This is a genomic window from Aureimonas phyllosphaerae, from assembly GCF_047943035.1.
Taxonomy (GTDB): Bacteria; Pseudomonadota; Alphaproteobacteria; order Rhizobiales; family Rhizobiaceae; genus Aureimonas; species Aureimonas phyllosphaerae.
On record NZ_CP181348.1, the window covers coordinates 3,196,728 to 3,221,594 of the forward strand.

Genomic DNA, 24,867 nt, shown 5'->3' on the forward strand with positions numbered 1-24,867 from the left:
CGGATCATTCCGTCTGCGGCAGCGTGACGCAAGTGGCCCGAAGGAACAAGGCGAGACGAAGCGGCGTCGAGCCGTCCGCCCCGCCGAGACCCGCTCAGGCGGCCAGTTCACCGTGCGGATCGAGGACGAACTTCACGGCCGCGCCCTGATCGAACGTCTCGTAACCTTCAACGGCTTGGTCGAGCGGAATGATCTTGGCGTTGACGATGTCGGCAATCGGCAGGCGATCGTGGAGTATCGCTTGCATCAGCTGCCGATTGTACTTCAGCACCGGGGTCTGGCCGGTGTAGAACGACTGCGCCTTCGCCCAGCCGAGACCGAAGCGAAGCGAAGCGACAGGCTGCCTTGCTTGGCCGCGCTGTCGACGGCGCCCGGATCTTCGGTGACGTAGAGACCCGGGATGCCGATCGAGCCGGCGGCGCGGGTGATCTCCATCATCTGGTTGAGAACGATCGCCGGCTGCTCGCCGCCGGAGTGCCCGCGTGCCTCAAAGCCGACCGCGTCGATCGCGCTGTCGACCTCGTTGGTGCCCACGACCTCCGCGACCATCTCGCCGAGCTTGTCGTGCTTCGAGAGATCGATCGGCTCGAAGCCCATCCTGGCGGCATGAGCGAGCCGATCCTTGTTGAAGTCGCCGATCATCACGACGGCCGCGCCGAGAATCCGGGCCGAAGCCGCGGCTGCGAGACCGACGGGCCCGGCACCGGCGACGTAAACCGTCGATCCGACGCCGACGCCTGCCTTGACCGCGCCGTGAAAGCCCGTCGGCAGGATGTCGGACAGCATCGTGAGGTCGCGGATCTTCGACATCGCCCGGTCGCGATCCGGGAACTTCAGAAGGTTGAAGTCGGCATAGGGAACCGTGACATAGCGGGCTTGGCCGCCGATCCAGCCGCCCATGTCGACATAGCCGTAGGCGCCGCCGGCTCGCGACGGATTGACCGTCAGGCAAACGCCCGTGTCCTGCGACTTGCAGCAGCGGCACCGCCCGCACGCGACGTTGAACGGCACGGAGACGATGTCGCCGATCTCCAGCATCTCGACGTCGATGCCCTTCTCGATCACCTGGCCGGTGATCTCGTGCCCGAGCACGAGACCGGGCTCGGCGGTCGTGCGCCCGCGAACCATGTGCTGGTCCGAGCCGCAGATGTTGGTCGAGATGACCTTCAGGATGACGCCGTGTTCGATACGGCGGCCATCGGGCGCCGCGAGCTTGGCATCGTCGATGTCGCGCACCTCGACCTTGCCGGGCTCCAGATAGACCACGCCCCGATTGCTGCTCATGTTCGTCTCCTCCCAGAGTTCACCTGCCCGGAGCGTTCAGCACTCCGGCAGGTTGACGGCCAGTCCTCCCAGACTGGTTTCCTTGAATTTCAGGTTCATGTCCTCGCCCGTCTGCCGCATCGCCTCGATGCAGTTGTCGAGCGGCATGAAGTGCGAACCGTCGCCGCGTAGTGCCAGCGAAGCGGCGGCGACCGCTTTGGTCGCCCCGATGCCGTTGCGCTCGATGCAGGGCACCTGCACAAGACCCGCTACGGGGTCGCAGGTCATGCCGAGATGGTGTTCGAGCGCGATCTCCGCCGCGTTCTCGACCTGCTCCGGCGTTCCGCCGAGAACCGCGCAAAGGCCCGCAGCCGCCATCGCGGCGGCAGAGCCGACCTCGCCTTGGCAACCGGCCTCCGCGCCCGAAATCGACGCATTGTGCTTGATCAGACCCCCGATGGCGGCAGCGGTCAACAGGAAGTCGGGAACCCGCGAGCGACAGCCTCCGTGGCAGTTGTCGAGATAATAACACAGGACCGCCGGCACGACGCCGGCCGCGCCGTTGGTGGGAGAGGTCACGACGCGCCCGCCGGCCGCGTTCTCCTCGTTGACGGCCATCGCATAGACGCTCAGCCAGTCCGAGGCCCCGTGCGGCTGGCTGAAATTGCGCAGCTTTTCGGCGAGCAGTTGCTCGTGGATCCGGCGGGCTCGTCGACGCACGCGCAGCCCGCCCGGCAGTTCTCCGTCGATCGACAATCCACGGTCGATGCAGTCGCTCATGACGGCCCAGATGCGGTTCACATCGGCATCGACATCCGCATGGGGGCGCAGCTGCGCCTCGTTTTCACGCTTCATCTCCGCGATCGTCAGGCCGCTTTCGCGCGCCATCCTCAGCATGCCGGCGGCATTGCGGAAGGGAAATGGCCAGGCGACACTCCCATGCGGATCGATCGCCTTCGGCCGATCGCGCTCCGCCGCCGTCATGACGAAGCCGCCGCCGATCGAATAGTAGGTCTCCGAGAAGAGTTCCCGCCCGTCACGGTCGTGAACCGCGAAGATCAGACCGTTGGCATGGCCGGGGAGCGGCTGCCCGAAATCGAAGACGATGTCGCGAGCCGGGTCGAAGGCGAGCGGCGGCAGGCCGGCATGTCGCAGGACGCACTCTTCAGCGAGCGCGGCGAGCTCGCCTTCGGCCCGTGTCATGTCGATGTCCGCGGGCACCCACCCGAGAAGACCGAACGCCACGGCCCGATCGGTCGCATGGCCCTTGCCGGTGAAGGCCAACGAGCCGTGCAGGCTGACCTTGAGCGATGCGGCGGCTTGCGCCGACGGAGAGTGGCGCAGGAGGTCGAGGAAGGCGCCGGCCGCCGTCATCGGCCCCATCGTATGAGACGAGGACGGTCCAATCCCGATCTTGAAGACGTCGAAAACACTGAGGAACACGCAGGCCGCTCACGCTTCGGAGGAAAGCCGATCGGCGCGCCCTCCCGGCGCGCCGGCCGCCGTCAGTGTCGGCAAGCGGTCGAGGCGCTGCCGCGCCCCGGCCTCCAGCAGGATCAGAGCCCGAGTTCGAACTCGCGGCAGATGCCTTCTAGAAGATGCCAGACGTGATCGGCGAACGAGTGCCAGACCTCGATCCGGAAGCGGTCCTCGGCCTCGCGAAAGAGGATGATCTGCACGCGGTCGATGATCGTCCGGCGCGCGCTGCCGACGGGCATCAGGGCGACCTCGGCCGCGATGCACGACTGAAGAGCCGCGGCGGCCTCCGGTCCCTCGATGGCGATCCCGACCTCGCGATGACCGACATCGACGAGGCTGTGGATCGTCGTCGCGTAGAGATCGGCAAACGCCGTTTCGATCGCGTCTTGGTCCGCGAGCGGCGCGATCAGGAACCATTCGTCCGGACCGATGCAGGCGGCCAGACGGCCCGACGACGTGGCTGTGGCCTGACCGATGGCCGCGGGAAGGTCGGAGCCCCAGGCCGCAGCGGCCGCAGCGAGATCGGACGGTGCGATCCGCAGGTTGAAACGTGAGCAATTGTCGAGTGCGCGGATCGCGACGGAGGTGCGACGGGCGACGGAGAGTTCGCGGCCGACAAGAGGGTGACGTTCCTGAAACATCGTGGCGTCCTCCTCAGGCGCTCAGGCGCGAGTTGTCGGGATCGAAGAAGACCGTGCCGGTCACCGTCGCACGAAGCGTCTCGTTCGGCATCGGGATGTGGACGGTCTCACCCATGCGCCCCTTGCCGCCTTCGACCACCGCGAGCGCGATGGACCGGCCGAGCGCGACGCTCCAGTAGGAGGACGTCACGTGTCCGACCATCTTCATCGGCACAGGCTGGTTCGGGTCGAGGACGATCTGCGCCCCTTCCTCGAGGACCGTCTTCGGGTCCTCGGTCAGGAGGCCGACGAGTTGCTTGCGATCGGCCTTCAGCATGTCGGGCCGGCTCAGCGAGCGTTTGCCGACGAAGTCGGGTTTTGCCTTCCCGATGGCCCAGCCGAGGCCCGCGTCGTCCGGCGTCAACGTGCCGTCCGTGTCCTGCCCGACGATGATGTAGCCCTTCTCGGCGCGCAGCACGTGCATCGCCTCGGTGCCATAGGGTGTGATGCCATAGGGCTTGCCGGCCTCGATCAGCTTTTCCCAGATCGCGCGGCCGAAGCGTGCGGGCACGTTGACCTCGTAGCCGCGCTCTCCGGTGAAGCTCATGCGGAAGAGGCGCGTCGGTACCCCGGCGATCTTGCCTTCGGCGATCGACATGTGCGGGAAGGCGTCATCCGACAGGTCGATGCCCTCGATCAACGGTTCCAGGAGCTTGCGGGCGTTCGGGCCGTTCAGCGCGATCACCGACCACTGCTCGGTGGTGGAGGTCAGCCAGACCCGGAGCTCGGGGAACTCCGTCTGGAGATAGTCCTCCATCATGTTGAGCACGCGAGCGGCACCGCCCGTCGTCGTCGTCACGTGGAAGCGGTCCTTTGACAGGCGACCGATCACGCCGTCGTCGCGGATGAAGCCGTCCTCGCCGAGAAGCACACCGTAGCGCGTGCGGCCGGGTTCGAGCTTCGTCCAGGGGTTGGTGTACATGCGGTTGAGGAACTCGGCCGCGTCCGGACCCACGATCTCGATCTTGCCGAGCGTCGAAGCGTCGAATATGCCGACGGACTCGCGCGTCGCGTTGCATTCGCGGGCGACAGCGGTGTGCATGTCCTCGCCGGTCTTCGGGAAGTACCAGGCGCGCCGCCACAGCGACACCGGCTCGAACACCGCGCCGTGCTCCTCGGCCCAGGCGTCGATCGCGGTCTTGCGCGTGACGTCGAACAGGCGGCCGCGATTGTAGCCGCAGAAGGCGCCGAAGGTCGTCGGCGTATAGGGCGGGCGGAAGGTCGTGAGGCCGACGGCCGGGGCAGGGCGCTGCACGGCATCCGAGGCGATGGCGAGACCATTGATGTTGGATGTCTTGCCCTGGTCGGTCGCCATGCCGTTGGTGGTGTAGCGCTTGATGTGCTCGATGGAGCGGAAGCCCTCGCGCACGGCCAGCCGGATGTCCTTGGCGGTCACATCGTTCTGGAAGTCGACGAAGGCCTTGGCCTTCGACGGGTTGAGGTCGGTCGGCAGCTCGCGGCTCGTCACGCCCGTCAGGCGGCGCTCGCCGCCGACCTCGTAGCTGCTCGAACGGGTGGGGAAGCCCGCATCGAAGGCCGCCGCGGCACCCGCATTGGCACCACCGGCCAGCGCGTTGGCCAGCCCGAAATCGCCGTCCCCGGCGCCGACGCAACGGCACTCTTCCTTCTGGGTCGAGGGAAGGAAGGTCTGTCCTTCCTCGCGCCATTCCAGCTTGCCCTGCGTATGGGAGAACAGGTGGAGGCTCGGCGTCCAGCCGCCGCTCATCAGGAGCGCGTCGCAGGAGAGGGTGCGAGCCTGGGACGCGCCGCCGTTGACCGGCGTGACGCGGACCGACTCGACGCGCAGGCGTCCCTTGGTTCCCGTCACGGTCCAGCCCTGCAGGACTTCGATTCCGGCCGCTTCCGCTTCCGCCTTCAGTTCGGCGTCGACGATGGACCGGATGTCAACGATCGCCGACACCTTCACGCCGGCCCTTGCGAGGTCGAGCGCGGCAAGCCAGGCGCTGTCGTGACTGGTGACGACGACGACCTCATTGCCGACCTTCACGCCGTAGCGGTTGAGATAGCTGCGGGCGGAGCCCGCGAGCATGACGCCGGGCCGGTCGTTGCCGTGGAAAACGAGCGGGCGCTCGATCGACCCTTGAGCGAGGACGACCTGCTTGGCGCGAACCTTCCACATGCGTTCGCGCGGTGCGCCGTCGGGCGCCGACGCAAGGTGGTCGGTCAGGCGCTGGCAAAGACCGACGAAATTCTGGTGGTAGTAGCCGAAGGCGGTGGTGCGCGGCAGGAGGGTGACGTTCGGCATGGCCGAAAGCTCGCCGACCGCCTTCTCGAGGAAGGCCCAGCCGGTGCCGCCGTCGACCGACGCGTCGGTTTCGGACAGGAGAGACCCGCCGAACTCGGCCTGCTCGTCGACCAGCATCACCTTCGCGCCGGAGCGCCCGGCTTCCAGCGCGGCGGCCAGACCCGCTGGGCCGGAGCCGACGACGAGCACGTCGCAATGCACGAAGCGGCTGGAATAGCGGTCGGGATCGGGCTCGGTCGGCGACTTGCCAAGGCCTGCGGCGCCGCGGATCACCGGTTCGTAGACCTTGTTCCAGAAGGACTTCGGCCACATGAAGGTCTTGTAGTAGAAGCCTGCCGAGAACAGCATGTACAGGGCGTCGTTCACGGCTCCGACGTCGCGCTTCAGCGACGGCCAGTGGTTCTGGCTCGACGTTTTCAGCCCGTTCGAGATTTCGAGCACGGTCGCGCGCGTGTTCGGCTCGAAGCGGCCCGGCCCGCGGTCGACGCCGAGCAGCGCGTTCGGCTCTTCCGAGCCGGCCGACAGGATGCCGCGCGGGCGGTGGTACTTGAACGAGCGGCCGACGAGGTGGACGCCGTTGGCGAGCAGGGCCGAGGCGACCGTATCGCCCTCGAATCCGTTGAACGTCTGCCCGTTGAAGGAGAAGCTGACGCGCCGGTTGCGGTTCACCCGGCCGCGATTGGCAACGCGGAAATCGCTCATGCCCGGATCTCCTCGGCTTCGGCGTCTTCGGGACGCGGCTTGCCGGCCTCGTAGGTCGTCAGGAACTTGTCGGTCACGGTATCGCGGATGGCGTTGAAGAAGCGCCCGCAGCCGTGGATGTGGCGCCAGCGCTCATGATGTTTTCCGCGCGGGTTGTCGCGGATGTAGAGGAAGTCGCGCCATTCGTCGTCGGAGAGGACGGACGGGTTCTCTGGACGAGCGATATGCGCCTGGCCACCATAGGCGAACTCGACCTCGGGCCGCTCGCAGCGGCAGTAAGGGCAGCGGATGAGAAGCATGGTCCGACCCCTCTAGTGCGCGACCGCGGCCGCGGCCGCCTCGTCGATCAGCCGGCCCGTGCCGAAGCGCTCCAGCGTGAACGGCGCGTTGATCCGGTGCGGCTCGCCGCGCGCGATCGTGTGCGCGAAGACGTTGGCCGAGCCCGGCGTCGCCTTGAAGCCGCCAGTACCCCAACCGCAATTGACGAAGAGTCCCGGCACCGGCGTTTTGCCGATGATCGGCGAGCGATCCGGCGTGACGTCGACGATGCCGCCCCATTTGCGCAGCATGCGCATGCGCGTGAAGATCGGGAAGATCTCGCAGATCGCCGCGACCGTATGCTCGATCAGCGGCAGGCCGCCGCGCTGGCTGTAGGACACGTACTGGTCCGTGCCCGAACCGATGACGAGCTCGCCCTTGTCGGACTGCGAGATGTAGGCGTGCACCGTGTTAGACATGACGACGCAGGGGAAGATCGGCTTGACCGGCTCCGACACGAGCGCCTGGAGCGGATAGCTCTCGAGCGGGAGTCGGACGCCGGCCGACTCCATGACGACCGACGTGTTGCCGGCGGCGGAGACGCCCACCCGCTTCGCCTTGATGAATCCCCGCGCGGTGTCGACGCCGGACACGTGACCGGCCCCATCGCGGCGGATCGCCGTCACCGGGCAGTTCTGGATGATGTCGACGCCCATCGCCGCCGCGCCGCGTGCATAGCCCCAGGCGACCGCATCGTGCCGCGCCACACCGCCGCGACGCTGAAGCGCCGCACCCATCACAGGGTAGCGCGCGTTCGGCGAGATATCGAGCGGCGGGCAGAATTCCTTGGCTTCCTCGGCCGTCAGCCACTCGTTGTCGATGCCGTTTAGACGGTTCGAATGGACGTGCCGCTTGAAGCTCTGAACGTCGTGCACGTTGTGCGCGAGCATCATCACGCCACGCTGCGAGAACATGACGTTGTAGTTCAGCTCCTGGGTGAGGTTTTCCCAGAGCTTCATCGAATGCTCGTAGAGCATCGCGCTCTCGTCATAGAGGTAGTTCGAGCGGATGATGGTCGTGTTGCGGCCGGTGTTGCCGCCGCCGAGCCAGCCCTTCTCGATCACCGCGACATTGGTGATGCCGTGCTCCTTGGCGAGGTAGTAAGCCGCGCCGAGCCCGTGTCCGCCGGCGCCGACGATGATGGCGTCGTACTCGGCCTTCGGCTCGGCATCAGGCCATTGCGGCTTCCAGTTCTTGTGACCGGACAGCGCATTCGCCACGAGCGAAGGGAAGGAGAAGCGGGTCATCGCGAACCTCAAACGACCATTGCCGGGGTATCATTGCGACAACGCCCTGCCGGAGACAGGACATTTGCGTCAATCGGGTCGCACTTTAAGAACCAGCAATGCGCCCTAGTCGAGGCGGCCGGAAACGGAAGGCGAGGAACGCGACGGCGCTGTCGATCGACGGAATCAGGCGGCCTGCGCTTGACCGATCGAAGCGGACTGCTGCGCCTGACGACGGACCTCCTGCGGCGTCATGTCGAAGCGCTGGCGGAACATGCGGCTGAGATGCGATGAGTCGCAGAAGCCGCATTCGACGGCGATCGCGGCGACAAGCTTGTCGGTCGTCTCGATAAGATGGCGGGCGAAGCTGAGCCTGATCTGCAGAAAGGCCGCCTGCGGCGAGGCGCCGAGCGCCGAACGGAAATGACGCTCCAGCTGGCGCTTGCTGTGACCCATGCGCTTGGCAAGCTCCGCCACCGACAGTGGCGTGTCGATGTTCTGCTGCATCAGAAGCAGCGCCCGCATCACCATCGGGTCGCGAGTGGAAATGTCCATCGAGACGCCGGGCTGCGGCTTCTCCGGCCGCAGCGCGTCGTCGATGATCATGATGTGGAGGCTCTTGCTGGCCTGCGCCCGACCGACATGCCGCTCGACGAGATAAGCGGCCAGATGTGCCGAGCTGGCGCCGCCCGAACAGGTCAGCCGATCGCCGTCGTCGATGAAGATCTGGTCGGAGACGGGATCGAGCCCGTCGAACTGTTCGAGGAAGTCGGCGTGGTGGAACCAGCTGACGCAGCAGCGGTAGCCTTTCATCAGCCCCGCCTTGTGCAGGAGGAAGCCACCGGTGCACAGCCCGATCAAGGGAACGCCCGCGGCAGCCGCTCGCGTGAGATAGGAGACGTAAGCGGACCCCAGCCCCGTCAGGTCGTCCATGACGCCGCCGACGACCACTAGATAGTCGAATTTCGTTGGGTCCCCGAGGCGCTCGTTCGGTTGGACCGACACGCCGCTGCTCGATGGAATCGCGCTCATTGTATCCGAGAGGACGTTCCAGTTGCACATGATGGGGCGACTGCGGTCGCCCTCGTCCGCCGCAAGACGGAGGACGTCGACGAAGTTGGCGAAGGCGCAGAGCGTGAAGCGTTTGGCGAGGATGAAACCGACGGACAGGCGCGCCGTCGACTTTCGCGGCTTGTAGACCGCAGAAGCCGCCGAACTTGTGCGGCCTTCGCCTACCTTCGCGTCCATCAGCTCCACCTCGCCGTGCGCTCTCGCCCGGCTGTCGTACTGCTAATCCGGCTTTGACGCAAACATCCTGTCCGGGCCGCATCTGCTGTCGCAATGCTACCCCTCACGAGCCGAACCCGCCCTTCAGGCACGCCGCCGGGACAGCGCTCGAGGCATTTGTTCCCCTCCAGTCGAGTAGTCCGTGATGGCCGAGAACAAGTTCATCCTCAAGCTCAGCTGTCTCGACCAGCCGGGGATCACGGCTGCGCTGGCCACCGCGCTCGCCTCGCGCGGCGCGAACATCGTCGAGGCCAACCAGTTCTGTGATCGCCAGACGAACCAGCTGTTCGTGCGCATCGCGGTGGCGGCGCCCGAAGCCACCACGCAGTCGGTGCTCGATCTGGCGCTGAAGCCGTCGGTCGACCGCTTCGACATGCGCATCAAGGTCGAGGACCTGTCGCGGCGGCCGAAGATTATCATCATGGTCTCGAAGTTCAACCATGCGCTCTTGCACCTCCTCTACCAGATCAAGGTTGGCTGGCTGAACGCCGAGGTCGCGGCGATCGTGTCCAACCATGAGGATTCGCGCTGCACCGCCGAGCAGGAGGGCATCCCCTTCCACTACTGGCCGGTCAACAAGGAGAACAAGGCCGAGCGGGAGGAGCAGCTGATCGAGCTCGTTCAGACGACCGGCGCCGAACTCGTCGTTCTCGCCCGCTACATGCAGGTGCTCTCCAACGATCTGTCGAACCGGCTGTTCGGCATGGTGATCAACATCCACCATTCCTTCCTGCCGAGCTTCAAGGGCGCCAAGCCCTATCATCAGGCGCATGAGCGCGGGGTAAAGCTGATCGGTGCGACGGCGCACTACGTGACGGCCGATCTCGACGAGGGGCCGATCATCGAGCAGGAAACCGAGCGCGTCACGCATGCGATGACGGGCGACGACTTCGTGGCGGCCGGACGCGACATCGAGTCCCGCGTGCTCGCGCGGGGCGTGAAGTATCACCTCGAAGGCCGCGTCATGCTCAATCATCATCGTACGGTCGTTTTCACGCCGTGAATCTCTCGCAGAACGCCATCGGCGCGCCGCGCCTCCGCTCAGCGAACTGAAGGACAGAAGGACATGGCTGCTTTCCCCGAAAAGGCGCGGGTCGTCATCATCGGACTGGGCGGGATCGTCGGCGCCTCGATCGCGCATCACCTCGTCGAGCGCGGCTGGGACGACATCGTCGGCATCGACAAGTCGGGCATTCCGACCGACATCGGCTCGACCGCCCACGCGTCCGACTTCTGCTACACGACCAGCCATGACTTCCTGAGCTGCTGGACGACGCTCTACTCGATCGATTTCTTCGAGAAGATGGGACACTACGCTCGTGTCGGCGGTCTCGAGGTCGCGCGCGTCGGCGACGACGAGCGCATGGACGAGATCCGGCGCAAGGTCGCCTCGGCCAAGGCGTTCGGGACGCGTGCGCGGCTCATCGAGCCGGCCGAGATCAAGGCGAAGATGCCGCTGATCGAGGAAAGCGTCGTGCAGGGTGGGCTCTGGGACCCCGACGCCGGCCTCGTAATTCCGCGCTCGCAGACGGTCGCCGGCAAGCTCGTCGACCAGGCGGTCGACGCGGGCAAGCTGCAGGCCTTCGCCAATACGTCGGCCCAGTCCCTCGTGATCGAGGACGGTCGCATCAAGGGCGTCGTCACCAGCCGCGGTACGATCATGGCCGACCGCGTCGTCGTCTGCGCAGGCCTGTGGGGCCGCCTGATCGCCGAGATGGCGGGCGAGGACCTGCCGGTCATGCCGGTCGACCACCCGCTGACCTTCTTCGGTCCCTACGAGGAGTTCGCCGGCACCGGGAAGGAGATCGGCTATCCGCTGCTCCGCGACCAGGGCAACTCGGCCTACCTGCGCGACACCGGCGATCCGACGACCGCCGAGGGCGGCCAGATCGAATGGGGTTACTACGAGGAGAACGACGTTCGCCTTGTGCATCCGCGTGAGCTTCTCGAAAAGCATCAGGCCCGGCTTTCGCCCTCGCAGCGTGACCTCGACATGGAGCAGGTCATCGAGCCACTCGAGCGTGCGATGGAACTGACGCCGATCCTCGGCGAGCTCGGCTACAATGAAGGCCACTCCTTCAACGGCCTTCTCCAGACGACCACCGACGGCGGCCCGTCCATGGGCGAGAGCCAGAAGGTGCGGGGCCTCTGGTACTGCGTCGGCATCTGGGTCAAGGACGGCCCGGGCATGGGCAAGCTCATCGCCGACTGGATGACGGACGGGCGCACCGCGATCGACCACAACCGGATCGACTTCGCGCGCTTCGCCAGCTTCCAGCTCGACGAGAAGTTCATCGAGGAGCGCTGCACCGAGACGGCACGCAAGATCTACAACCCGCCGGTCCATCCGCGCGAGCCCTTCGCGGGCGGGCGCGGCATCCGCCGCTCGCCCTTCCACGAGCGCGAGAAGGAACTCGGCGGCTACTTCATGGAGCTCGGCGGCTGGGAGCGTGCCCATGGCTACGCCGCGAACGAGCACCTTCTGGAGAAGCACGGCAACCGCATTCCGGTCCGCGAGAACGAGTGGGACAACCGCCACTTCTGGCGCGTCTCGAACGCCGAGCATCTCGAGATGAGCGAGAGCTGCGGCATCATCAACCTGTCGCACTTCTCGATCACCGACATCGAGGGCCCGGACCACGTCGAGCTGATGGAGTGGCTGTGCGCCGCCAAGATCGGGGGCGACGCCAATATCGGGAAAGGCATCTACACCCACTTCCTCGACGACGAGGGCATGGTACGGGCCGACTTCACGGTCATCCGCATGGCCGACCGCATCCGGATGATCAACGGCGCCGACGCCGGGCCGCGCGACTTCCAGTACATGCGGCGCACCGCTGCCGACCGCGGCCTCGACGTGACGATCACGGACGTCTCCGAAAAGTACATCACGATCGGCATCTGGGGTCCGAGCGCTCGCGAGAACCTCGGCAAGCTGCTGGAGGACCCGTCCGTCCTGTCGCCCGAGAACTTCCCGTTCGCCGCGATCAAGCCGATCACCATCGCCGGCAAGTCCGTCACGGCGTTCCGCATCTCGTATGTTGGCGAACAGGGCTGGGAACTGCACATGGCTTACGAGGACGGGCTGGCCGTCTGGGACGCTCTTCGGTCCACCGGCGCGATCGCGGTCGGGGTCGAGACCTATGCGAACACGCGTCGCATGGAGAAGAGCCTGCGCCTGCAGAACGCGGACCTCCTCACCGAGTACAATCTTCTCGAAGCCGACCTTGCCCGCCCGAAGGTCAAGGAAGCCGACTTCCGCGGCAAGGCCAAGCACATCGAGTATCGGGCCCGCGCCAACCAGCCGGCGATGCTCTGCACGCTGGTGATGACCGACAACAACGACTCGAAGGGCATCGCGCGTTACCCCGTCGGTACCATGCCGGTTCTCGATCCGAAGACGGGCGAGACGCTGGTCGACGAACTCGGTCGCCGCTCCTTCACGACGTCGGTCGCGTACGGACCGACGATCGGAAAGAACATTGCACTCGCCTACCTGCCGTGGAGCCATTGCGAGATCGGACGCAAGCTCGACGTCGAGTACTTCGGCGACACGTTCCCGGTCGAGGTCGCTGCGGTCGGTTACAAGCCGCTATACGATCCGGAGAACGTCAAGCCGCGCAGCTGACGCGTCTTCCGCCCCTGGTTCACGTAGCCGTCTGTCGCCGCGGAGCCCAACCGGCTCTGCGGCGAACCTTCGTCCGTGATCCGACACAGGTTCGCTGAAAGCTGAACTTCGTCGCTACCTCCCAGAAATCTGCGGCAGACGAACAAGCTGAATGGCTTTCTGCCAGCCGCGTGAGTCCATCAACGCTGCGTCGTCTATTGCGCCTCGACCTGTGCTGACGTCTCTCCGATGCGGGCTTCGAGCGCCCCCGGATGACGATCGAGCACGCCCTCCAGCGCATCGCCGCCTCTCAGCCCGCCGATGTCGGCGCCCGAGACATAGGCGGCCCGACCGAGGAGGTGGCCGGCAACCGGGATGGTCAGGAGCAGGAACAGGACGACCGCGAGCCCCGTCAGCGTTACATCCAATCGCTGGAGCTGGAGGACGACCCCGAGGACGATGAACCCCGCGCCCAGCGTTCCCGCTTTCGTGGCCGCGTGCATCCGTTGCAGCGGATCGAAGAAACGGATCAGCCCGACGGCGGCAGCGAACAGGAAGACGACGCCGACGAGCTTCGACATGACGGAGGCGAGCGACAGGACGATCATCGGCGGCTTCCCTTGCGCTCGAGAAAAGCGGCAAGGGCGCAGGTCGCGACGAAGGAGATCAGCGCGATCCCGAAGGCGACGTCGAGGAACTCGCGCCGCCCCGTCGTGCCCGCCGTCAAGGCGGCGATCGCGACCGCGATGCCCGTCAGCATGTCGATCGCGATGAAGCGGTCGGCATAGCCGGGCCCGCGCACCATGCGCCAGAAGGTCAGCGCCAGCGGCACCATCAGGACGACGACCAAGGATGCGCTCAGCCAGTCGAGGGCGTTCGAGAGGGTTTCGATCATCCCTCGATCCTCCGGATGCGGTCCTCGAACGTCGAGCGGATGTCGGCGACGATCGCCTCCGGATCGTCGGCATCGAGGCTGTGAATGAACAGGGTGCGCCGGTCGTCGCTGATGTGCAGCGAGCAGGTGCCGGGCGTGAGCGTCACCAGGTTGGCGAGCACCGCGATGCCGAGGTCGGTCTTCAGGCGGATCGGCATGGCGATGATGGCGGACGCCGTGCGCGGCTCCCGCGCGAAGGCTGCGTGGGCCACTGCGACCGACGATTTGAGAAGCTCGCGTTGGAAGACGGCTGCCAGGACCACACAATCCCAGGCGCGGGTGACGAGCGATGATCTCATGGGGTCGCTCCCGGGCGCGCCGCCATGCCCGGCCCGAGCACGGCGTCAATGTAGACGGCGGGGTCGGCAAGCCCGGCTGCCGCCTCGTTGGCATAGAGGACAAAGGGCTGGGCCACGAGACCGATCACGACCGTGACGGCGGACAGGAGAGCGATTGCAACGAGCATCGGACGCGGAACCGGCCGTGCCGCCTCGCGGGGTAGGACGGGGCTCTTCCAGAAGGCTTCCATCCAGATCTTCGTCATCGAGTAGAGGGTCAGGATGCCGACGAAGAGCGAGACGCCGACCAGCCACCAGGCCTGGTCCTTCACCGCCGCGTCGATCACCATGAACTTCGCCCAGAAGCCCGACAGTGGCGGGATGCCGCCGAGCGACAGGGCGGGAACGAGAAAGAGCATGGCAAGCAGCGGCGAGCGCTTCAGGAGCCCGCCGGAGCGGCAAAGGTCGAAGGTGCCGGACGCGCGGTGGATCGCGCCCGCGATCAGGAAGAGGTTCGCCTTCACCACGATGTGGTGGACGATGTAGAAGACGCCGCCCGCAAGGCCGGCGGGCGTAGCGAGCGCCAGGCCGAGCAGCATGTAGCCGATCTGACTGACGATGTGGAACGACAGGATGCGCCGGACATCCCACTGCACGGCCGCGCCGAAGACGCCGAACAGCATCGTACCGGCCGCCATGACCGCGAGAATGTCCCGCAGGCCCGAGCCATTGACCGCGAAGATCAGTGTGAAGACGCGATAGCAGGCGTAGACGCCGACTTTGGTGAGAAGGCCGGCGAAGATCGCCGCGATCGTGATCGAGGCGGTGTGGTAGGAGGCCGGGAGCCAGAAGAACAGCGGGAAGTAGCCCGCCTTGATGCCGAACCCCGCCAGGAACAGAAGCGCCGAGATGGTGAGCGTCGCGGAAGGCGGCAGCGTTGGCAGGACGCGGCCGAGATCGGCCATATTGAGCGTACCAGCGGCCCCGTAGAGGAGCGCGACCGCCAGGAGGAAGAGCAGCGTCGAGAAGAGGTTGAGAACGGCGTATTTCAGCGTGCCATCGAGTTGCGCCCGCGTGCGACGGATCGAGAGGAGGCCCATCGCGGTGATGAGCATGATCTCGAACCAGACGTAGAGATTGAAGATGTCGCCCGTCAGGAAGGCGCCGTTCACCCCGGCCAGCATGCCGTGGAAGAGGACGTGGAAGCCCGCCTCTTCCTCGCGCCGCCGGATGTCGGTGAGCCCGAAGATCATGGTGGCGAGCGCCATGAGGCCGGTGATCGCGGCCATCGCCGCGCCCAGTCGATCTGCCGCGAACGTGACGCCGAAGGGCGCCGCCCAGTTGCCGAACTGGATGGCCTGGATGCCGTCCGTGACGGTGCGCGACAGAAGCGCGAGCGAGACCGCGAAGAGGAGGATCGTGCCGATCCAGGAGACGACGCGCTGCGCCTCGATCCGCCCGCAGAGCGCGGCGCACACGGCGGCCGTCGCCAGCGGCACGGCGACGGGCCAGAGAACGGCGTTGCTCGCGAGCACCCCGATCATGGCCGATCCTCCGTCGGAACGAAGGGGCTTCCGAGGCGCTCGGCGTCGTTGAGGGCGCGGTTGTCGAGCGTTCCGGTGGAGCGATGCAGCCGGAGGGCCAGCGCGGCCACGAAGGCGACCAGGGCGAAGCCGATGACGATCGCCGTAAGGATCAGCGCCTGCGGCAGCGGGTTGGCGGCCTCGACCGCCAGCGCCGTCTCGCCGCCGGGAATGACCGGCGGCACGGTCGACACGATCCGCCCGGCATAGAGAATCACAAGGTTGACGGCGGCCGACAGGACAGCCACGCCGAAGAGGATGCGCACGGCATGGCGCGACAGCATGAGATAGACACCGCAGGCCGAGATGACCGCGATCGCGAGGGCATAGACAAGGCTCATGAACGGGCATCCTCCTCGTAGAAGCGGAGCACGAGGGCGAGGATGCCGCCCACGACCACGAGATAGACCCCGATATCGAACAGGAGGGCCGTCCCGGTATGGAAGCTGCCGATATGCAGCCACCAGTGCGTGAGGAACGACCCTTCCAGAAGGAGGCCCGGCAGACCGGACAGGAGCGCAAGGACGAGCCCGGCTCCCATAGCGGCGACCGGATGGATTCGCAGCGCGGTACGCGCCGCCTCGACGCCTTCGGCGAGCACCAGGATGGCGAAGCCGGACGCACCGATCAGCCCGCCGACGAACCCGCCGCCCGGCTCGTTGTGGCCGCGATAGAGGATGTAGAGCGACACAGCGATCATCAGCCAGAAGAAGATCCGCGCGAAGGCGGAGAGGACGAGGGAGTTCATCGGGCGCCTCCGGTCTTTCCGGTGCGGCGCAGAAGGCTCCAGGCGCCGAGGGCGGCAAAGCAAACCACAGCAATCTCGCCGAGTGTGTCGATCGCGCGGAAGTCCACGAGGATGACGTTCACGACGTTGCGGCCCCAGGCCTCCGGGTAACTCGCTGCAGCAAAGAAGGCCGACAGGCGAGGGTCGAACTGCACGGCCGTCATCGCGATGAGGGCGACGAAGACGACGATGCCGAAGCCTCCCGCCAATGCCAGGTCCAAGCGGCGCTCCGCCGTCGTCCGCGTCGAGGCCGGCCGCAGCGGAATGCGCAGGAGAAGGGCGGTCAGGATCACCACCACGAGAACCTCGACCGAGAACTGCGTGAGCGCGAGATCGGGCGCGCCGTTGAGCAGGAACACGAGCGCGGAGCCGAAGCCGACGATGCCGACGCTGACCAGGGCTGTAAGAAGCGAGCGGGTTCGCGTGGCGGCCACGGCCCCGATCATCATGAAGGCGAGCACGGCGACGGGCGCGATCCGCAGGTCCGCGAGGTCGATGTCGACGGCAAGGCCCGGAGCGTTGAAGACGAGCCCCAACGTGAGGATCGCCAGCGTCGCCGCAACGACCGTCGCCGTGTAGGCGCGCTGGTCGCCGTTCTGCAGGATGCGCGTGGACCGCTCGGCGAGATTGAGGATGCCGTTGAAGACACCGTAGTAGCCGCGGTCTCCCAGCAGCGCGACGAGCGGGGGCCATTCACCGAAGCGCCAGTGGACGCGGGGCCAGATGGCATAGAGGACGGCACCAAGCGCGACCACGGCGGCGCTGAGCGCCAGCATCGGCGTGAAGCCGTGCCAGAGATAGAAGGACGCCTCGATCGGTCTGCCGGCCAAAGCGCTCGCGGCCGGGACGACAAGCGAATTTGCCATGAGACCGGGCGCGAGGCCGAACAGAAGGCCGAGCGCCGAGAGAACGAGCGGGCCGACCACGAGCCCCGGCGTGTCGGCGTGGTGCACCTCGCTCGGGACCCCGCGCCGCTTCCAGAACGGATTGATGGCCGACAGGAGGGCGACCATGACGAAGGCCGCATTGCCGACGACGGCCAGGGCGATGGCGACCGTGCCGGCGGCATCGGCCAGTTGCGCCTCGAAGACCAGTTCCTTGGCGATGAAGCCGACCATCGGCGGCAGGCCGGCCATGGAGAGGGCAGCGGCCGCGGCGGCCAGAGCCGTCATTGGCAGCTTGCGCCCCAGTCCGGCCATCTGCGTGATCTGCGTCCGGCCCGTGGCATGGATCACGTTGCCGGCGCAGAAGAACAGGGCGGCCTTGTAGAGCGCGTGCGCCAGGATGAAGCCGACCGTCGCCACGGCCGCCGTCTCGCCGCCAAGACCGATCAGGAGGACCAGAAGCCCCAGCGACCCGACGGTGGACTGCGCGAGGACGCCCTTGAAGCCCGACTGCATCATCGCCCGCAGTCCGCCGACGAGAAGCGTCGCCGTGCCGAAGACGACGAGGGTCATGCCGAAGGCGGGCATGCCGGCGAAGGCCTGATCGAAGCGGGCGAGGAGATAGACGCCGAGCTTCACCATGGTCGCCGAATGGAGATAGGCCGAGGCGGGCGTCGGCGCCTGCATCGCATTGGGCAGCCAGAAGTGGAAGGGGACCTGCGCGGACTTGGTGAACGTGCCGAGGCACAGGAGCACGAGGATCGCGGGCGCGAGCGGCGAGGCCGTCAGTTCGTCGCCCCGGGCGACGACCTCGGACAGGCTGAAGGTGCCGAGCGCGGAACCGATCAGGAGGATCGCACCGAACAGGCAGAGACCACCGCCGGCTGTCGCGATCAGCGACTGCAGCGCCGCCTTGCGAGCGGCGGACTGATGGGAATCGAAGCCGATGAGCAGGAACGAGACGAGGCTCGTCAGCTCCCAGAAGACATAGAGGCCGATGAGATTGTCCGACAGGACCGTGCCCAGCATCGCCGCCATGAACAGGAGCGTCAGCGCCAGGAAGCGCGCCCCCTTGTCCCGTGGCTTGTCGGCGAAATAGGCGCCAGCATAGATCGTCACCAGTGCGCCGATGCCGGTGATCAGCAGGCAGAACAGGAGCGAGAAGCCGTCGAGCCGGAAATCCAGCGCGACGCCGAGCGCCGGCACCCACTCGACGCGCTCGGTGAGGGACGCCACCCCTTCGAGCCTCAATCCCAATCCGAGAAAGACGCAGAACAGGGCGGCGGGAACGGTCGCCAGGGCCCATCCGGGATGGCGCAGATGCGGGGCCGTGACCCGCGCGACCAAGGCGGAAGCGATGGCGACGGCGATGCAGGCGATCAGCGGCATGCGGTAACGACCTCGATTCCGGCGAACCGGAGCGCCGCCCCGTCTGCGGAGGTGAACTGCGGTCGGCGCACCCTCGCAGCGAATCGGCGTTTGAATCCCGCCGTCCTGCCGCCTCCCGCCGTCATACCGGTCATTCGGGAGGGCAGCTCGATGCCTTGGACATTTCGGACCACGCCACGCGCTGTGCGCCGTCGCGCATTCGGCCCTCCATGCGCTGCCACCGACACGACGCGGCGAGCGGCAATTGTCAACGCGAGGAAGGGTGGAATGGCAGCTAAGAAGCGTTCACTCATGGGCGTCCACAGGTTCTCACCGCTGGCGGCCCGACCAACGTGAGTACACCTGCGCGTCCGAGCGGGACGCGCACCCGGACGGGGTATGGGGCTGCAGGGTCAGGGGGGCAAGAGGAAGACGGTCGAGAAACCGCAAGTTCGGTGCCTGGTTGCAAACCATGGTCGAAATCGCAGGCGTCGGGTCACCTTGTGCTGTTCTCGTGATAAGCCAGACTAAGAAATTCCTGAAGGGGGCCCGATGCTCCGAATCCTCAATGACTCGACCTTGCGTCTGTCCGCCAAGCCGCGAGCCACATACGCCCTCAGCCTGGTTTCTTTTGCGGAAAGCTCATTCTTTCCCGTTCCGCGGATGCGCTCTTATTTCCCATGATCGTCGCCGAGCGTCGCCGAGCTTGGCGGCTCGCCTTCATCTGCACCACGATGTCGGTTCTCGGCGCGATCCTCGGCTACCTCATCGGGGCGCTCCTGTTCGACGAGGTCGCCAAGTCGCTTCTTGCGATCTACGGTTATGGTGACCGCTTCGCCGAGTTCGCCATGACCTACAACGAATGGGGTGCCTGGATCGTCCTCATAGCGGGCCTCACTCCGTTTCCCCTCATGGTGGTCGCGATCGCGAGCGGCGCGACCGGGCTCGATCCCGCGGTGTTCGTCTTGTCGAGCATCGTGGCGAGTGGCATCCGCTTCTATGCAGTGGCCGGCTTGCTCTATCGCTTCGGACCATCCGTTCGAGCTTTCATCGAGAGGCGACTGGGCATCATCTTCATGGCGGAAATCGTCGCCCTCCTCGGTGGCTTCGCTTTCGTTCGTCTCGGCGTCTAGGCCGGATTTTCATCTACCCTCCCGACACTTCGACAGACCCAGCCGACACGGAGGACGTTCACCGATGAACGCGCTCGATCAGACCCTTTTTTCCGCCATTAACGCCGGATCGCCCACATGGGGCGCAACGGCCTGGTTCGCCTATTTCGCCGCTCGTTACGTCGTGTTGGTCATTCCCTGCCACCTCGCGCTTCTTTGGATTGCGGGGACGCACGACGTCCGCCGGCAGGCATTGATCCTCGCCATCGCTCTTCTCCTTGCTGCCCTTGCCAGCTTCGCGATCGGGATGATCGTTCCGACGCAGCGCCCCTTCCTCATCCCTCTCGGCAACCAACTCATCGAACACCGCGGCAGCCCTTCCTTCCCCAGCAATCATGGGCTCGCCATGTTCACTTATGCCGCGGTGATGTTAGCCCTGCGGCACTGGTGCCATGCGCTCTGCATCGGCTGCGCGGGGCTGATCGTGGCTTGGTCCCGCGTCTATCTCGGCATTCATTTTCCGCTGGACATGTTCGGTGCGATGGTGATTGCGGCCGGAGCGGCATGCCTCGCCATCCTGATCGACCGGCGGCTCGGCAGGCATCTCACCTCAGCCGGGGAAAGGCTATTCGAGCAAGCCGTCGCGCGACCCGCCGCTTGGATGATCAGGGGCCGGGGCTGACCGGACGGCATCTTGCTTTTCCGAGTTGGCTTGATGGCCAAGAGCAACCGCGAGCGGATGCTTTCTTAGTCCGTCGAATTCCTTTGACGAGCCACGAACAGCCGCCCGTCGGTTGGTTTCGCTGTGTGATGCGCCGCATCGTCCGAATGTTTCCGCGACGGATCGCTCCGGACGGACTTACACCTGAATAACGGACAATGCAGACTGGGTCCGGATCGGAAGGGTCTTCGGCTGCCGGAGGACGGCCGCGGATCATGGCTGACGGGCGATCCTTCAGGCTTTCGATCGGTCGGTCTTTCTACGGTCGACCCGCAGCCTTCGAACCACCACCGAAATTCCCACTGCGGAATCTTCTCGATCCCTCGATCTCGATCCACAAGCAGCCGATCGTCCTTGACCTTCACGGCCGGCGCAACGTCGGTGAACAGGGACGGAAGCCTAGTTTGATCAGGATAGGGACTGGAGCGGCCGGAAGGTGCAACCCCCACGTGGCGCTGGGTGCAGTCCTTGGTGGGCGATGACAGGCTCGAACTGCCGACATCCTCGGTGTAAGCGAGGCGCTCTACCAACTGAGCTAATCGCCCTCCGGGGCCACCGATTACGCGTTTGGCCGACCATCGGTCAAGAGGCCACGGGCACGCCTCCCCGCTGATAGCACTGAGAGAGGAGATTCGCGGGCACGCCCCGGAAGTCCGGGCCCTCGAGCGCACATCCTCCGAGCCGATTCTTCAGCACAGGCGCTTCGAACGCACTGATCGGAATGGGTTTTCAAATCACGTGCGAAAGCGCGTTGACAGACGGAAGGGGAGCCCGTAAACGACCGCTCATGCCGCTGACGGACACGCCAGCGACACAATACGATGCGCGGGTGTAGCTCAGTTGGTTAGAGTGCCGGCCTGTCACGCCGGAGGTCGCGGGTTCGAGCCCCGTCACTCGCGCCATTGTATTTCGACTTTTTACGTTGCCACTGACTAGAGGCAACGACATGCGCGGGTGTAGCTCAGTCGGTTAGAGTGCCGGCCTGTCACGCCGGAGGTCGCGGGTTCGAGCCCCGTCACTCGCGCCATCTCTCTTCCTATATGTTCTATGCTCGAACTCGTCTTCAGCCCACGCTGCTGCGCTGTTCCGGCTTCGTTTGCCTGTCTGCGAAGATTGCTTCAAGCACGCCCAATGGGCGGGGATGCTGCTTGCGTCCACATTAGGAAGGGTCTAATCCTCGCCGCAATGCGAAGGGCGTGAGCCGTGGCCGTTGGACGCATTGAATACGTCCTCCGATCGCTCATGTCCCCGTCAGGTTTTCAAAGCCGCACTGCCGCGGCCGGTGTGCGGACTTGGCGCACCCGGCTCAGAGGAAGACCCGCTTGTGAACGAGCTTCTTGGATCCTACCTACCGATCGTCATCTTCGTCGGCGTCGCGCTCCTGATCGGTATCGCGCTTCTCGTGTCACCGTTCCTGCTCGCCTTCAAGGCGCCGGACGACGAGAAGCTGTCGGCTTACGAGTGCGGCTTCGACGCCTTCGACGATTCGCGCATGAAGTTCGACGTCCGATTCTATCTGGTGTCGATCCTTTTCATCATCTTCGATCTCGAAGTCGCATTCCTGTTCCCCTGGGCTGCCTCCTTCGGCGATCTCGGGTGGGCGGGCTTCTGGTCGATGATGGTCTTCCTCGGCGTTCTGACCGTCGGGTTTGTCTATGAATGGAAGAAAGGTGCCCTCGAATGGGATTGAACCCCGGTACCGCCCCGTTTGCCGCGCGATCCGACCTGCAGGTAGCTCCTGCGGCCGATCCGTTCGTCACCGAGGTTAACAACGAACTGGCCGATAAGGGCTTCATCGTCACCTCGACCGAGGACCTCATCCAGTGGGCGCGCACGGGCTCGCTCATGTGGATGACGTTCGGTCTCGCATGCTGCGCGGTCGAGATGATGCAGATGTCGATGCCGCGTTACGACGGCGAGCGCTTCGGCTTCGCCCCGCGTGCGTCACCTCGCCAGTCCGACGTGATGATCGTCGCCGGCACCCTCACCAACAAGATGGCACCGGCGCTCCGCAAGGTCTACGACCAGATGCCGGAGCCGCGTTACGTGATCTCCATGGGATCCTGCGCCAACGGTGGCGGCTATTACCACTATTCCTATTCGGTGGTGCGCGGCTGCGATCGCGTAGTGCCGGTCGACATCTACGTGCCGGGCTGCCCGCCGACGGCCGAGGCGCTTCTCTACGGCGTCCTTCTTCTGCAGAAGAAGATTCGTCGTCTTGGAACGATCGAGCGTTGAGGGGCGCATGAACGAGCTTTCGGAATATCTGGTCCCACTGTTCGGCGAGAAGCTTGTCGCGTCGGACTTCCGGCTGGATGAACTGACGTTGACGGTCGCTCCGGGGTACCTCGTCGAAGTCGTCACGCATCTGCGCGACGATCCGCAGTGCCAGTTCAAGTCCTTCGTCGATCTGTGCGGCGTGGACTACCCGGCTCGCGTCGATCGGTTCGAGGTGGTGATCCATCTCCTTTCGCCGTACCTCAACCAGCGCATCCGCGTGAAGGTGCTGACCGGTGAGGACGATCCGGTTCCCTCGATCACCAGCGTATTTCCCGGTGCCGACTGGTTCGAGCGCGAAGCCTATGACCTCTACGGCATCCTGTTCACCGGGCATCCGGATCTTCGCCGCATCCTGACAGACTACGGTTTCGAGGGGCATCCGCTGCGGAAGGACTTCCCGCTGACCGGGTTCGTCGAGGTGCACTACGACGAGCAGCTGAAGCAGGTCGTCTATGAGCCGGTGGAACTGCGCCAAGAGTTCCGGCAGTTCGACTTTCTGTCGCCGTGGGAGGGCACGGATTACGTGCTGCCCGGCGACGAGAAGGCGAAGGCGAACTGAGAGGATGACGGGCGAGGGCACTTTGCCGTCCGGCGGCCTCGGTTGCCGAGGTCCGTCGATCAGCAGTCCCAGGTCCGTTGACGACAAGTCGTCGCAATATTCCTTCGCGAACGAAGCCCGTAGGATCGCGGGCGCGCAGACCGTCGCGCAGTTCGCAAACGAGCAGGGTGCCTGACCGTGGCCGAGATCGACGTCCGGAACTTCAACATCAATTTCGGCCCCCAGCATCCGGCGGCACACGGCGTGCTCCGCCTCGTGCTCGAGCTCGACGGTGAGAACGTCGAGCGCGTCGATCCCCATATCGGCCTGCTGCATCGCGGCACCGAGAAGCTGATCGAGCAGAAGACCTACCTTCAGGCGATGCCCTACTTCGACCGGCTCGACTACGTCGCGCCGATGAACCAGGAGCATGCGTTCTGCCTTGCGGTCGAGCGTCTCGCCGGGGTCGAGGTCCCGATCAAGGGTCAGTTGATCCGCGTTCTTTATTGCGAGATCGGGCGCATTCTCTCGCATCTCCTCAACGTGACGACCCAGGCCATGGACGTCGGCGCGCTAACCCCACCGCTCTGGGGCTTCGAGGAACGCGAGAAGCTGATGGTCTTCTACGAGCGCGCGTCCGGCGCTCGCCTCCACGCCGCGTACTTCCGGCCGGGCGGCGTGCATCAGGATCTTGCGCCGCAGCTCGTCGACGATATCGGCATCTGGTGCGACGAGTTCCTGCCGCGCCTCGCCGATATCGACGAACTCCTGACCGAGAACCGAATCTTCAAGCAGCGCAACGTCGATATCGGCGTCGTCAGCCTGGAGGACGCCTGGGCCTGGGGCTTCTCGGGCGTGATGGTCCGCGGTTCTGGCGCCGCGTGGGATCTGCGCAAGTCGCAGCCCTACGAGTGCTACGACCAGATGGATTTCGACATTCCGATCGGCAAGAACGGCGACTGCTACGACCGCTACCTCATCCGCATGGAGGAGATGCGTCAGTCGGTCGCGATCATGAAGCAGTGCGTTGAGCGTCTCGCTGGCCGCGACCGGGCCGGCCCCTTCGCCTCGACCGAGGGCAAGGTCGTGCCGCCCAAGCGCGGCGAGATGCGCCGCTCGATGGAAGCGCTGATTCACCACTTCAAGCTCTACACCGAAGGCTTCCATGTGCCCGAGGGCGAGGTCTACGCGGCCGTCGAAGCGCCGAAGGGCGAGTTCGGGGTCTACCTGGTGGCGGACGGGACCAACAAGCCGTACCGCTGCAAGATCCGCGCGCCTGGCTTCGCCCATCTGCAGGCCATGGATTTCCTGTGCCGCAATCACATGCTGGCCGACGTCTCGGCGATTCTCGGATCGTGCGACATCGTGTTCGGCGAGGTCGACCGCTAGACCGGTAACGACCAGCTGGAATTGTCCCGATCGCCTCGCTGGTGGGCGATCGAAAATCGATACGACACGGCGTCCGGCACGGGTTCGGGCGCTGGTCTTTCATGCTTAATGTGTTAGAACGCGCCGCAACACGGGTGTGTTGGAACCGTTCTGAAGTCGAGGTCC

Annotated in this window: 21 protein-coding genes, 3 tRNA genes and 1 pseudogene; 10 read left to right on the plus strand and 15 right to left on the minus strand. The window is 65.6% G+C overall.

Annotated features, from left to right (window positions below; genetic code table 11):
* Window positions 1-94: 94 nt before the first annotated feature.
* The 7 genes and pseudogenes from fdhA to ACLNGM_RS15340 form a co-directional block, all read right to left on the minus strand.
* A pseudogene (gene fdhA, locus ACLNGM_RS15310) lies at window positions 95-1,284 on the minus strand (formaldehyde dehydrogenase, glutathione-independent).
* A 36-nt stretch (window positions 1,285-1,320) separates the two neighbouring features.
* On the minus strand, window positions 1,321-2,706 hold the full coding sequence (locus ACLNGM_RS15315) for an L-serine ammonia-lyase (RefSeq protein ID WP_416355603.1): 1,386 nt from the start codon (window positions 2,704-2,706) through the stop codon (window positions 1,321-1,323).
* Window positions 2,707-2,819: 113 nt separating this feature from the next.
* Entirely contained in the window at window positions 2,820-3,383 is a 564-nt protein-coding gene (locus ACLNGM_RS15320) for a sarcosine oxidase subunit gamma (protein ID WP_416355604.1), read from the minus strand.
* 13 nt (window positions 3,384-3,396) lie between these two features.
* Window positions 3,397-6,390, minus strand: a complete 2,994-nt coding sequence (locus tag ACLNGM_RS15325) for a sarcosine oxidase subunit alpha (RefSeq protein WP_416355605.1) — start codon at window positions 6,388-6,390, stop codon at window positions 3,397-3,399.
* Entirely contained in the window at window positions 6,387-6,689 is a 303-nt protein-coding gene (locus ACLNGM_RS15330; RefSeq protein WP_090959443.1) for a sarcosine oxidase subunit delta, read from the minus strand. The genes ACLNGM_RS15325 and ACLNGM_RS15330 overlap by 4 nt, the downstream gene beginning before the upstream one ends.
* A gap of 12 nt (window positions 6,690-6,701) precedes the next feature.
* Window positions 6,702-7,955 (minus strand): sarcosine oxidase subunit beta family protein, encoded by a 1,254-nt coding sequence (locus tag ACLNGM_RS15335; protein ID WP_416355606.1) that lies wholly within the window; start codon window positions 7,953-7,955, stop codon window positions 6,702-6,704.
* A gap of 165 nt (window positions 7,956-8,120) precedes the next feature.
* Window positions 8,121-9,182, minus strand: coding sequence for a GlxA family transcriptional regulator (locus ACLNGM_RS15340; RefSeq protein ID WP_416355607.1), 1,062 nt, complete (start codon window positions 9,180-9,182; stop codon window positions 8,121-8,123).
* A 184-nt stretch (window positions 9,183-9,366) separates the two neighbouring features.
* Between ACLNGM_RS15340 and purU the strand changes: the two genes are divergently transcribed.
* Together purU and ACLNGM_RS15350 are read left to right on the plus strand one after the other, a co-directional pair.
* Complete coding sequence (gene purU, locus ACLNGM_RS15345; protein ID WP_416355608.1) at window positions 9,367-10,224, plus strand: formyltetrahydrofolate deformylase; 858 nt, start codon at window positions 9,367-9,369, stop codon at window positions 10,222-10,224.
* Window positions 10,225-10,287: 63 nt separating this feature from the next.
* Window positions 10,288-12,849, plus strand: coding sequence for a GcvT family protein (locus tag ACLNGM_RS15350; RefSeq protein WP_416355609.1), 2,562 nt, complete (start codon window positions 10,288-10,290; stop codon window positions 12,847-12,849).
* Window positions 12,850-13,043: 194 nt separating this feature from the next.
* Here ACLNGM_RS15350 and mnhG read toward each other — a convergent pair whose 3' ends face one another.
* From mnhG to mbhE, 7 genes are read right to left on the minus strand one after another with little or no spacing between them, the layout of a single operon-like run.
* A complete protein-coding gene (gene mnhG / locus ACLNGM_RS15355; RefSeq protein ID WP_416355610.1) occupies window positions 13,044-13,436 on the minus strand; it encodes a monovalent cation/H(+) antiporter subunit G in 393 nt (130 codons plus the stop codon).
* Window positions 13,433-13,723 (minus strand): monovalent cation/H+ antiporter complex subunit F, encoded by a 291-nt coding sequence (locus tag ACLNGM_RS15360; RefSeq protein ID WP_090959429.1) that lies wholly within the window; start codon window positions 13,721-13,723, stop codon window positions 13,433-13,435. Before ACLNGM_RS15360 ends, mnhG begins: the two co-directional genes overlap by 4 nt.
* Window positions 13,720-14,061: a Na+/H+ antiporter subunit E gene (locus tag ACLNGM_RS15365; protein WP_416355611.1), complete on the minus strand. Its 342-nt coding sequence runs from the start codon at window positions 14,059-14,061 to the stop codon at window positions 13,720-13,722. Before ACLNGM_RS15365 ends, ACLNGM_RS15360 begins: the two co-directional genes overlap by 4 nt.
* Complete coding sequence (locus ACLNGM_RS15370; protein WP_416355612.1) at window positions 14,058-15,584, minus strand: proton-conducting transporter membrane subunit; 1,527 nt, start codon at window positions 15,582-15,584, stop codon at window positions 14,058-14,060. Before ACLNGM_RS15370 ends, ACLNGM_RS15365 begins: the two co-directional genes overlap by 4 nt.
* Complete coding sequence (locus ACLNGM_RS15375; protein ID WP_416355613.1) at window positions 15,581-15,964, minus strand: NADH-quinone oxidoreductase subunit K; 384 nt, start codon at window positions 15,962-15,964, stop codon at window positions 15,581-15,583. Before ACLNGM_RS15375 ends, ACLNGM_RS15370 begins: the two co-directional genes overlap by 4 nt.
* Window positions 15,961-16,371, minus strand: coding sequence for an MnhB domain-containing protein (locus ACLNGM_RS15380; RefSeq protein WP_416355614.1), 411 nt, complete (start codon window positions 16,369-16,371; stop codon window positions 15,961-15,963). Before ACLNGM_RS15380 ends, ACLNGM_RS15375 begins: the two co-directional genes overlap by 4 nt.
* A complete protein-coding gene (gene mbhE, locus ACLNGM_RS15385; RefSeq protein ID WP_416355615.1) occupies window positions 16,368-18,683 on the minus strand; it encodes a hydrogen gas-evolving membrane-bound hydrogenase subunit E in 2,316 nt (771 codons plus the stop codon). The genes ACLNGM_RS15380 and mbhE overlap by 4 nt, the downstream gene beginning before the upstream one ends.
* 659 nt (window positions 18,684-19,342) lie before the next feature.
* Here mbhE and ACLNGM_RS15390 point away from each other — a divergent pair.
* Together ACLNGM_RS15390 and ACLNGM_RS15395 are read left to right on the plus strand one after the other, a co-directional pair.
* A complete protein-coding gene (locus ACLNGM_RS15390; protein ID WP_416355616.1) occupies window positions 19,343-19,795 on the plus strand; it encodes a YqaA family protein in 453 nt (150 codons plus the stop codon).
* 64 nt (window positions 19,796-19,859) lie between these two features.
* A complete protein-coding gene (locus tag ACLNGM_RS15395) occupies window positions 19,860-20,456 on the plus strand; it encodes a phosphatase PAP2 family protein (protein WP_416355617.1) in 597 nt (198 codons plus the stop codon).
* A gap of 508 nt (window positions 20,457-20,964) precedes the next feature.
* Here the strand turns inward: ACLNGM_RS15395 and ACLNGM_RS15400 are convergent.
* A tRNA-Val gene (locus tag ACLNGM_RS15400) sits at window positions 20,965-21,040 on the minus strand.
* Window positions 21,041-21,320: 280 nt separating this feature from the next.
* On the opposite strand from ACLNGM_RS15400, the gene ACLNGM_RS15405 reads away from it, so the two are divergent.
* The 6 genes from ACLNGM_RS15405 to ACLNGM_RS15430 all read left to right on the plus strand — a co-directional run bounded on the left by ACLNGM_RS15405 (window position 21,321) and on the right by ACLNGM_RS15430 (window position 24,702).
* Window positions 21,321-21,397: transfer RNA gene (locus ACLNGM_RS15405), tRNA-Asp, on the plus strand.
* 48 nt (window positions 21,398-21,445) lie between these two features.
* A tRNA-Asp gene (locus ACLNGM_RS15410) sits at window positions 21,446-21,522 on the plus strand.
* A 297-nt stretch (window positions 21,523-21,819) separates the two neighbouring features.
* Window positions 21,820-22,185: an NADH-quinone oxidoreductase subunit A gene (locus ACLNGM_RS15415; RefSeq protein WP_090959412.1), complete on the plus strand. Its 366-nt coding sequence runs from the start codon at window positions 21,820-21,822 to the stop codon at window positions 22,183-22,185.
* Window positions 22,176-22,733: a NuoB/complex I 20 kDa subunit family protein gene (locus ACLNGM_RS15420; RefSeq protein ID WP_416355618.1), complete on the plus strand. Its 558-nt coding sequence runs from the start codon at window positions 22,176-22,178 to the stop codon at window positions 22,731-22,733. The genes ACLNGM_RS15415 and ACLNGM_RS15420 overlap by 10 nt, the downstream gene beginning before the upstream one ends.
* A gap of 7 nt (window positions 22,734-22,740) precedes the next feature.
* On the plus strand, window positions 22,741-23,334 hold the full coding sequence (locus tag ACLNGM_RS15425; protein WP_416355619.1) for an NADH-quinone oxidoreductase subunit C: 594 nt from the start codon (window positions 22,741-22,743) through the stop codon (window positions 23,332-23,334).
* A gap of 177 nt (window positions 23,335-23,511) precedes the next feature.
* Entirely contained in the window at window positions 23,512-24,702 is a 1,191-nt protein-coding gene (locus ACLNGM_RS15430) for an NADH-quinone oxidoreductase subunit D (protein ID WP_416355620.1), read from the plus strand.
* Window positions 24,703-24,867 lie beyond the last annotated feature (165 nt).

Excerpts from the sequence above, each read along its gene's own strand:
- ACLNGM_RS15320 (WP_416355604.1), bottom strand. The coding sequence starts at position 3,383 with ATGTTTCAGGAACGTCACCCTCTTGTCGGCCGCGAACTCTCCGTCGCC.
- ACLNGM_RS15325 (WP_416355605.1), bottom strand. The coding sequence starts at position 6,390 with ATGAGCGATTTCCGCGTTGCCAATCGCGGCCGGGTGAACCGCAACCGG.
- ACLNGM_RS15330 (WP_090959443.1), bottom strand. The coding sequence starts at position 6,689 with ATGCTTCTCATCCGCTGCCCTTACTGCCGCTGCGAGCGGCCCGAGGTC.
- ACLNGM_RS15335 (WP_416355606.1), bottom strand. The coding sequence starts at position 7,955 with ATGACCCGCTTCTCCTTCCCTTCGCTCGTGGCGAATGCGCTGTCCGGT.
- ACLNGM_RS15340 (WP_416355607.1), bottom strand. The coding sequence starts at position 9,182 with ATGGACGCGAAGGTAGGCGAAGGCCGCACAAGTTCGGCGGCTTCTGCG.
- purU (WP_416355608.1), top strand. The coding sequence starts at position 9,367 with ATGGCCGAGAACAAGTTCATCCTCAAGCTCAGCTGTCTCGACCAGCCG.
- ACLNGM_RS15350 (WP_416355609.1), top strand. The coding sequence starts at position 10,288 with ATGGCTGCTTTCCCCGAAAAGGCGCGGGTCGTCATCATCGGACTGGGC.
- mnhG (WP_416355610.1), bottom strand. The coding sequence starts at position 13,436 with ATGATCGTCCTGTCGCTCGCCTCCGTCATGTCGAAGCTCGTCGGCGTC.
- ACLNGM_RS15360 (WP_090959429.1), bottom strand. The coding sequence starts at position 13,723 with ATGATCGAAACCCTCTCGAACGCCCTCGACTGGCTGAGCGCATCCTTG.
- ACLNGM_RS15365 (WP_416355611.1), bottom strand. The coding sequence starts at position 14,061 with ATGAGATCATCGCTCGTCACCCGCGCCTGGGATTGTGTGGTCCTGGCA.
- ACLNGM_RS15370 (WP_416355612.1), bottom strand. The coding sequence starts at position 15,584 with ATGATCGGGGTGCTCGCGAGCAACGCCGTTCTCTGGCCCGTCGCCGTG.
- ACLNGM_RS15375 (WP_416355613.1), bottom strand. The coding sequence starts at position 15,964 with ATGAGCCTTGTCTATGCCCTCGCGATCGCGGTCATCTCGGCCTGCGGT.
- ACLNGM_RS15380 (WP_416355614.1), bottom strand. The coding sequence starts at position 16,371 with ATGAACTCCCTCGTCCTCTCCGCCTTCGCGCGGATCTTCTTCTGGCTG.
- mbhE (WP_416355615.1), bottom strand. The coding sequence starts at position 18,683 with ATGCCGCTGATCGCCTGCATCGCCGTCGCCATCGCTTCCGCCTTGGTC.
- ACLNGM_RS15390 (WP_416355616.1), top strand. The coding sequence starts at position 19,343 with ATGATCGTCGCCGAGCGTCGCCGAGCTTGGCGGCTCGCCTTCATCTGC.
- ACLNGM_RS15395 (WP_416355617.1), top strand. The coding sequence starts at position 19,860 with ATGAACGCGCTCGATCAGACCCTTTTTTCCGCCATTAACGCCGGATCG.
- ACLNGM_RS15420 (WP_416355618.1), top strand. The coding sequence starts at position 22,176 with ATGGGATTGAACCCCGGTACCGCCCCGTTTGCCGCGCGATCCGACCTG.
- ACLNGM_RS15425 (WP_416355619.1), top strand. The coding sequence starts at position 22,741 with ATGAACGAGCTTTCGGAATATCTGGTCCCACTGTTCGGCGAGAAGCTT.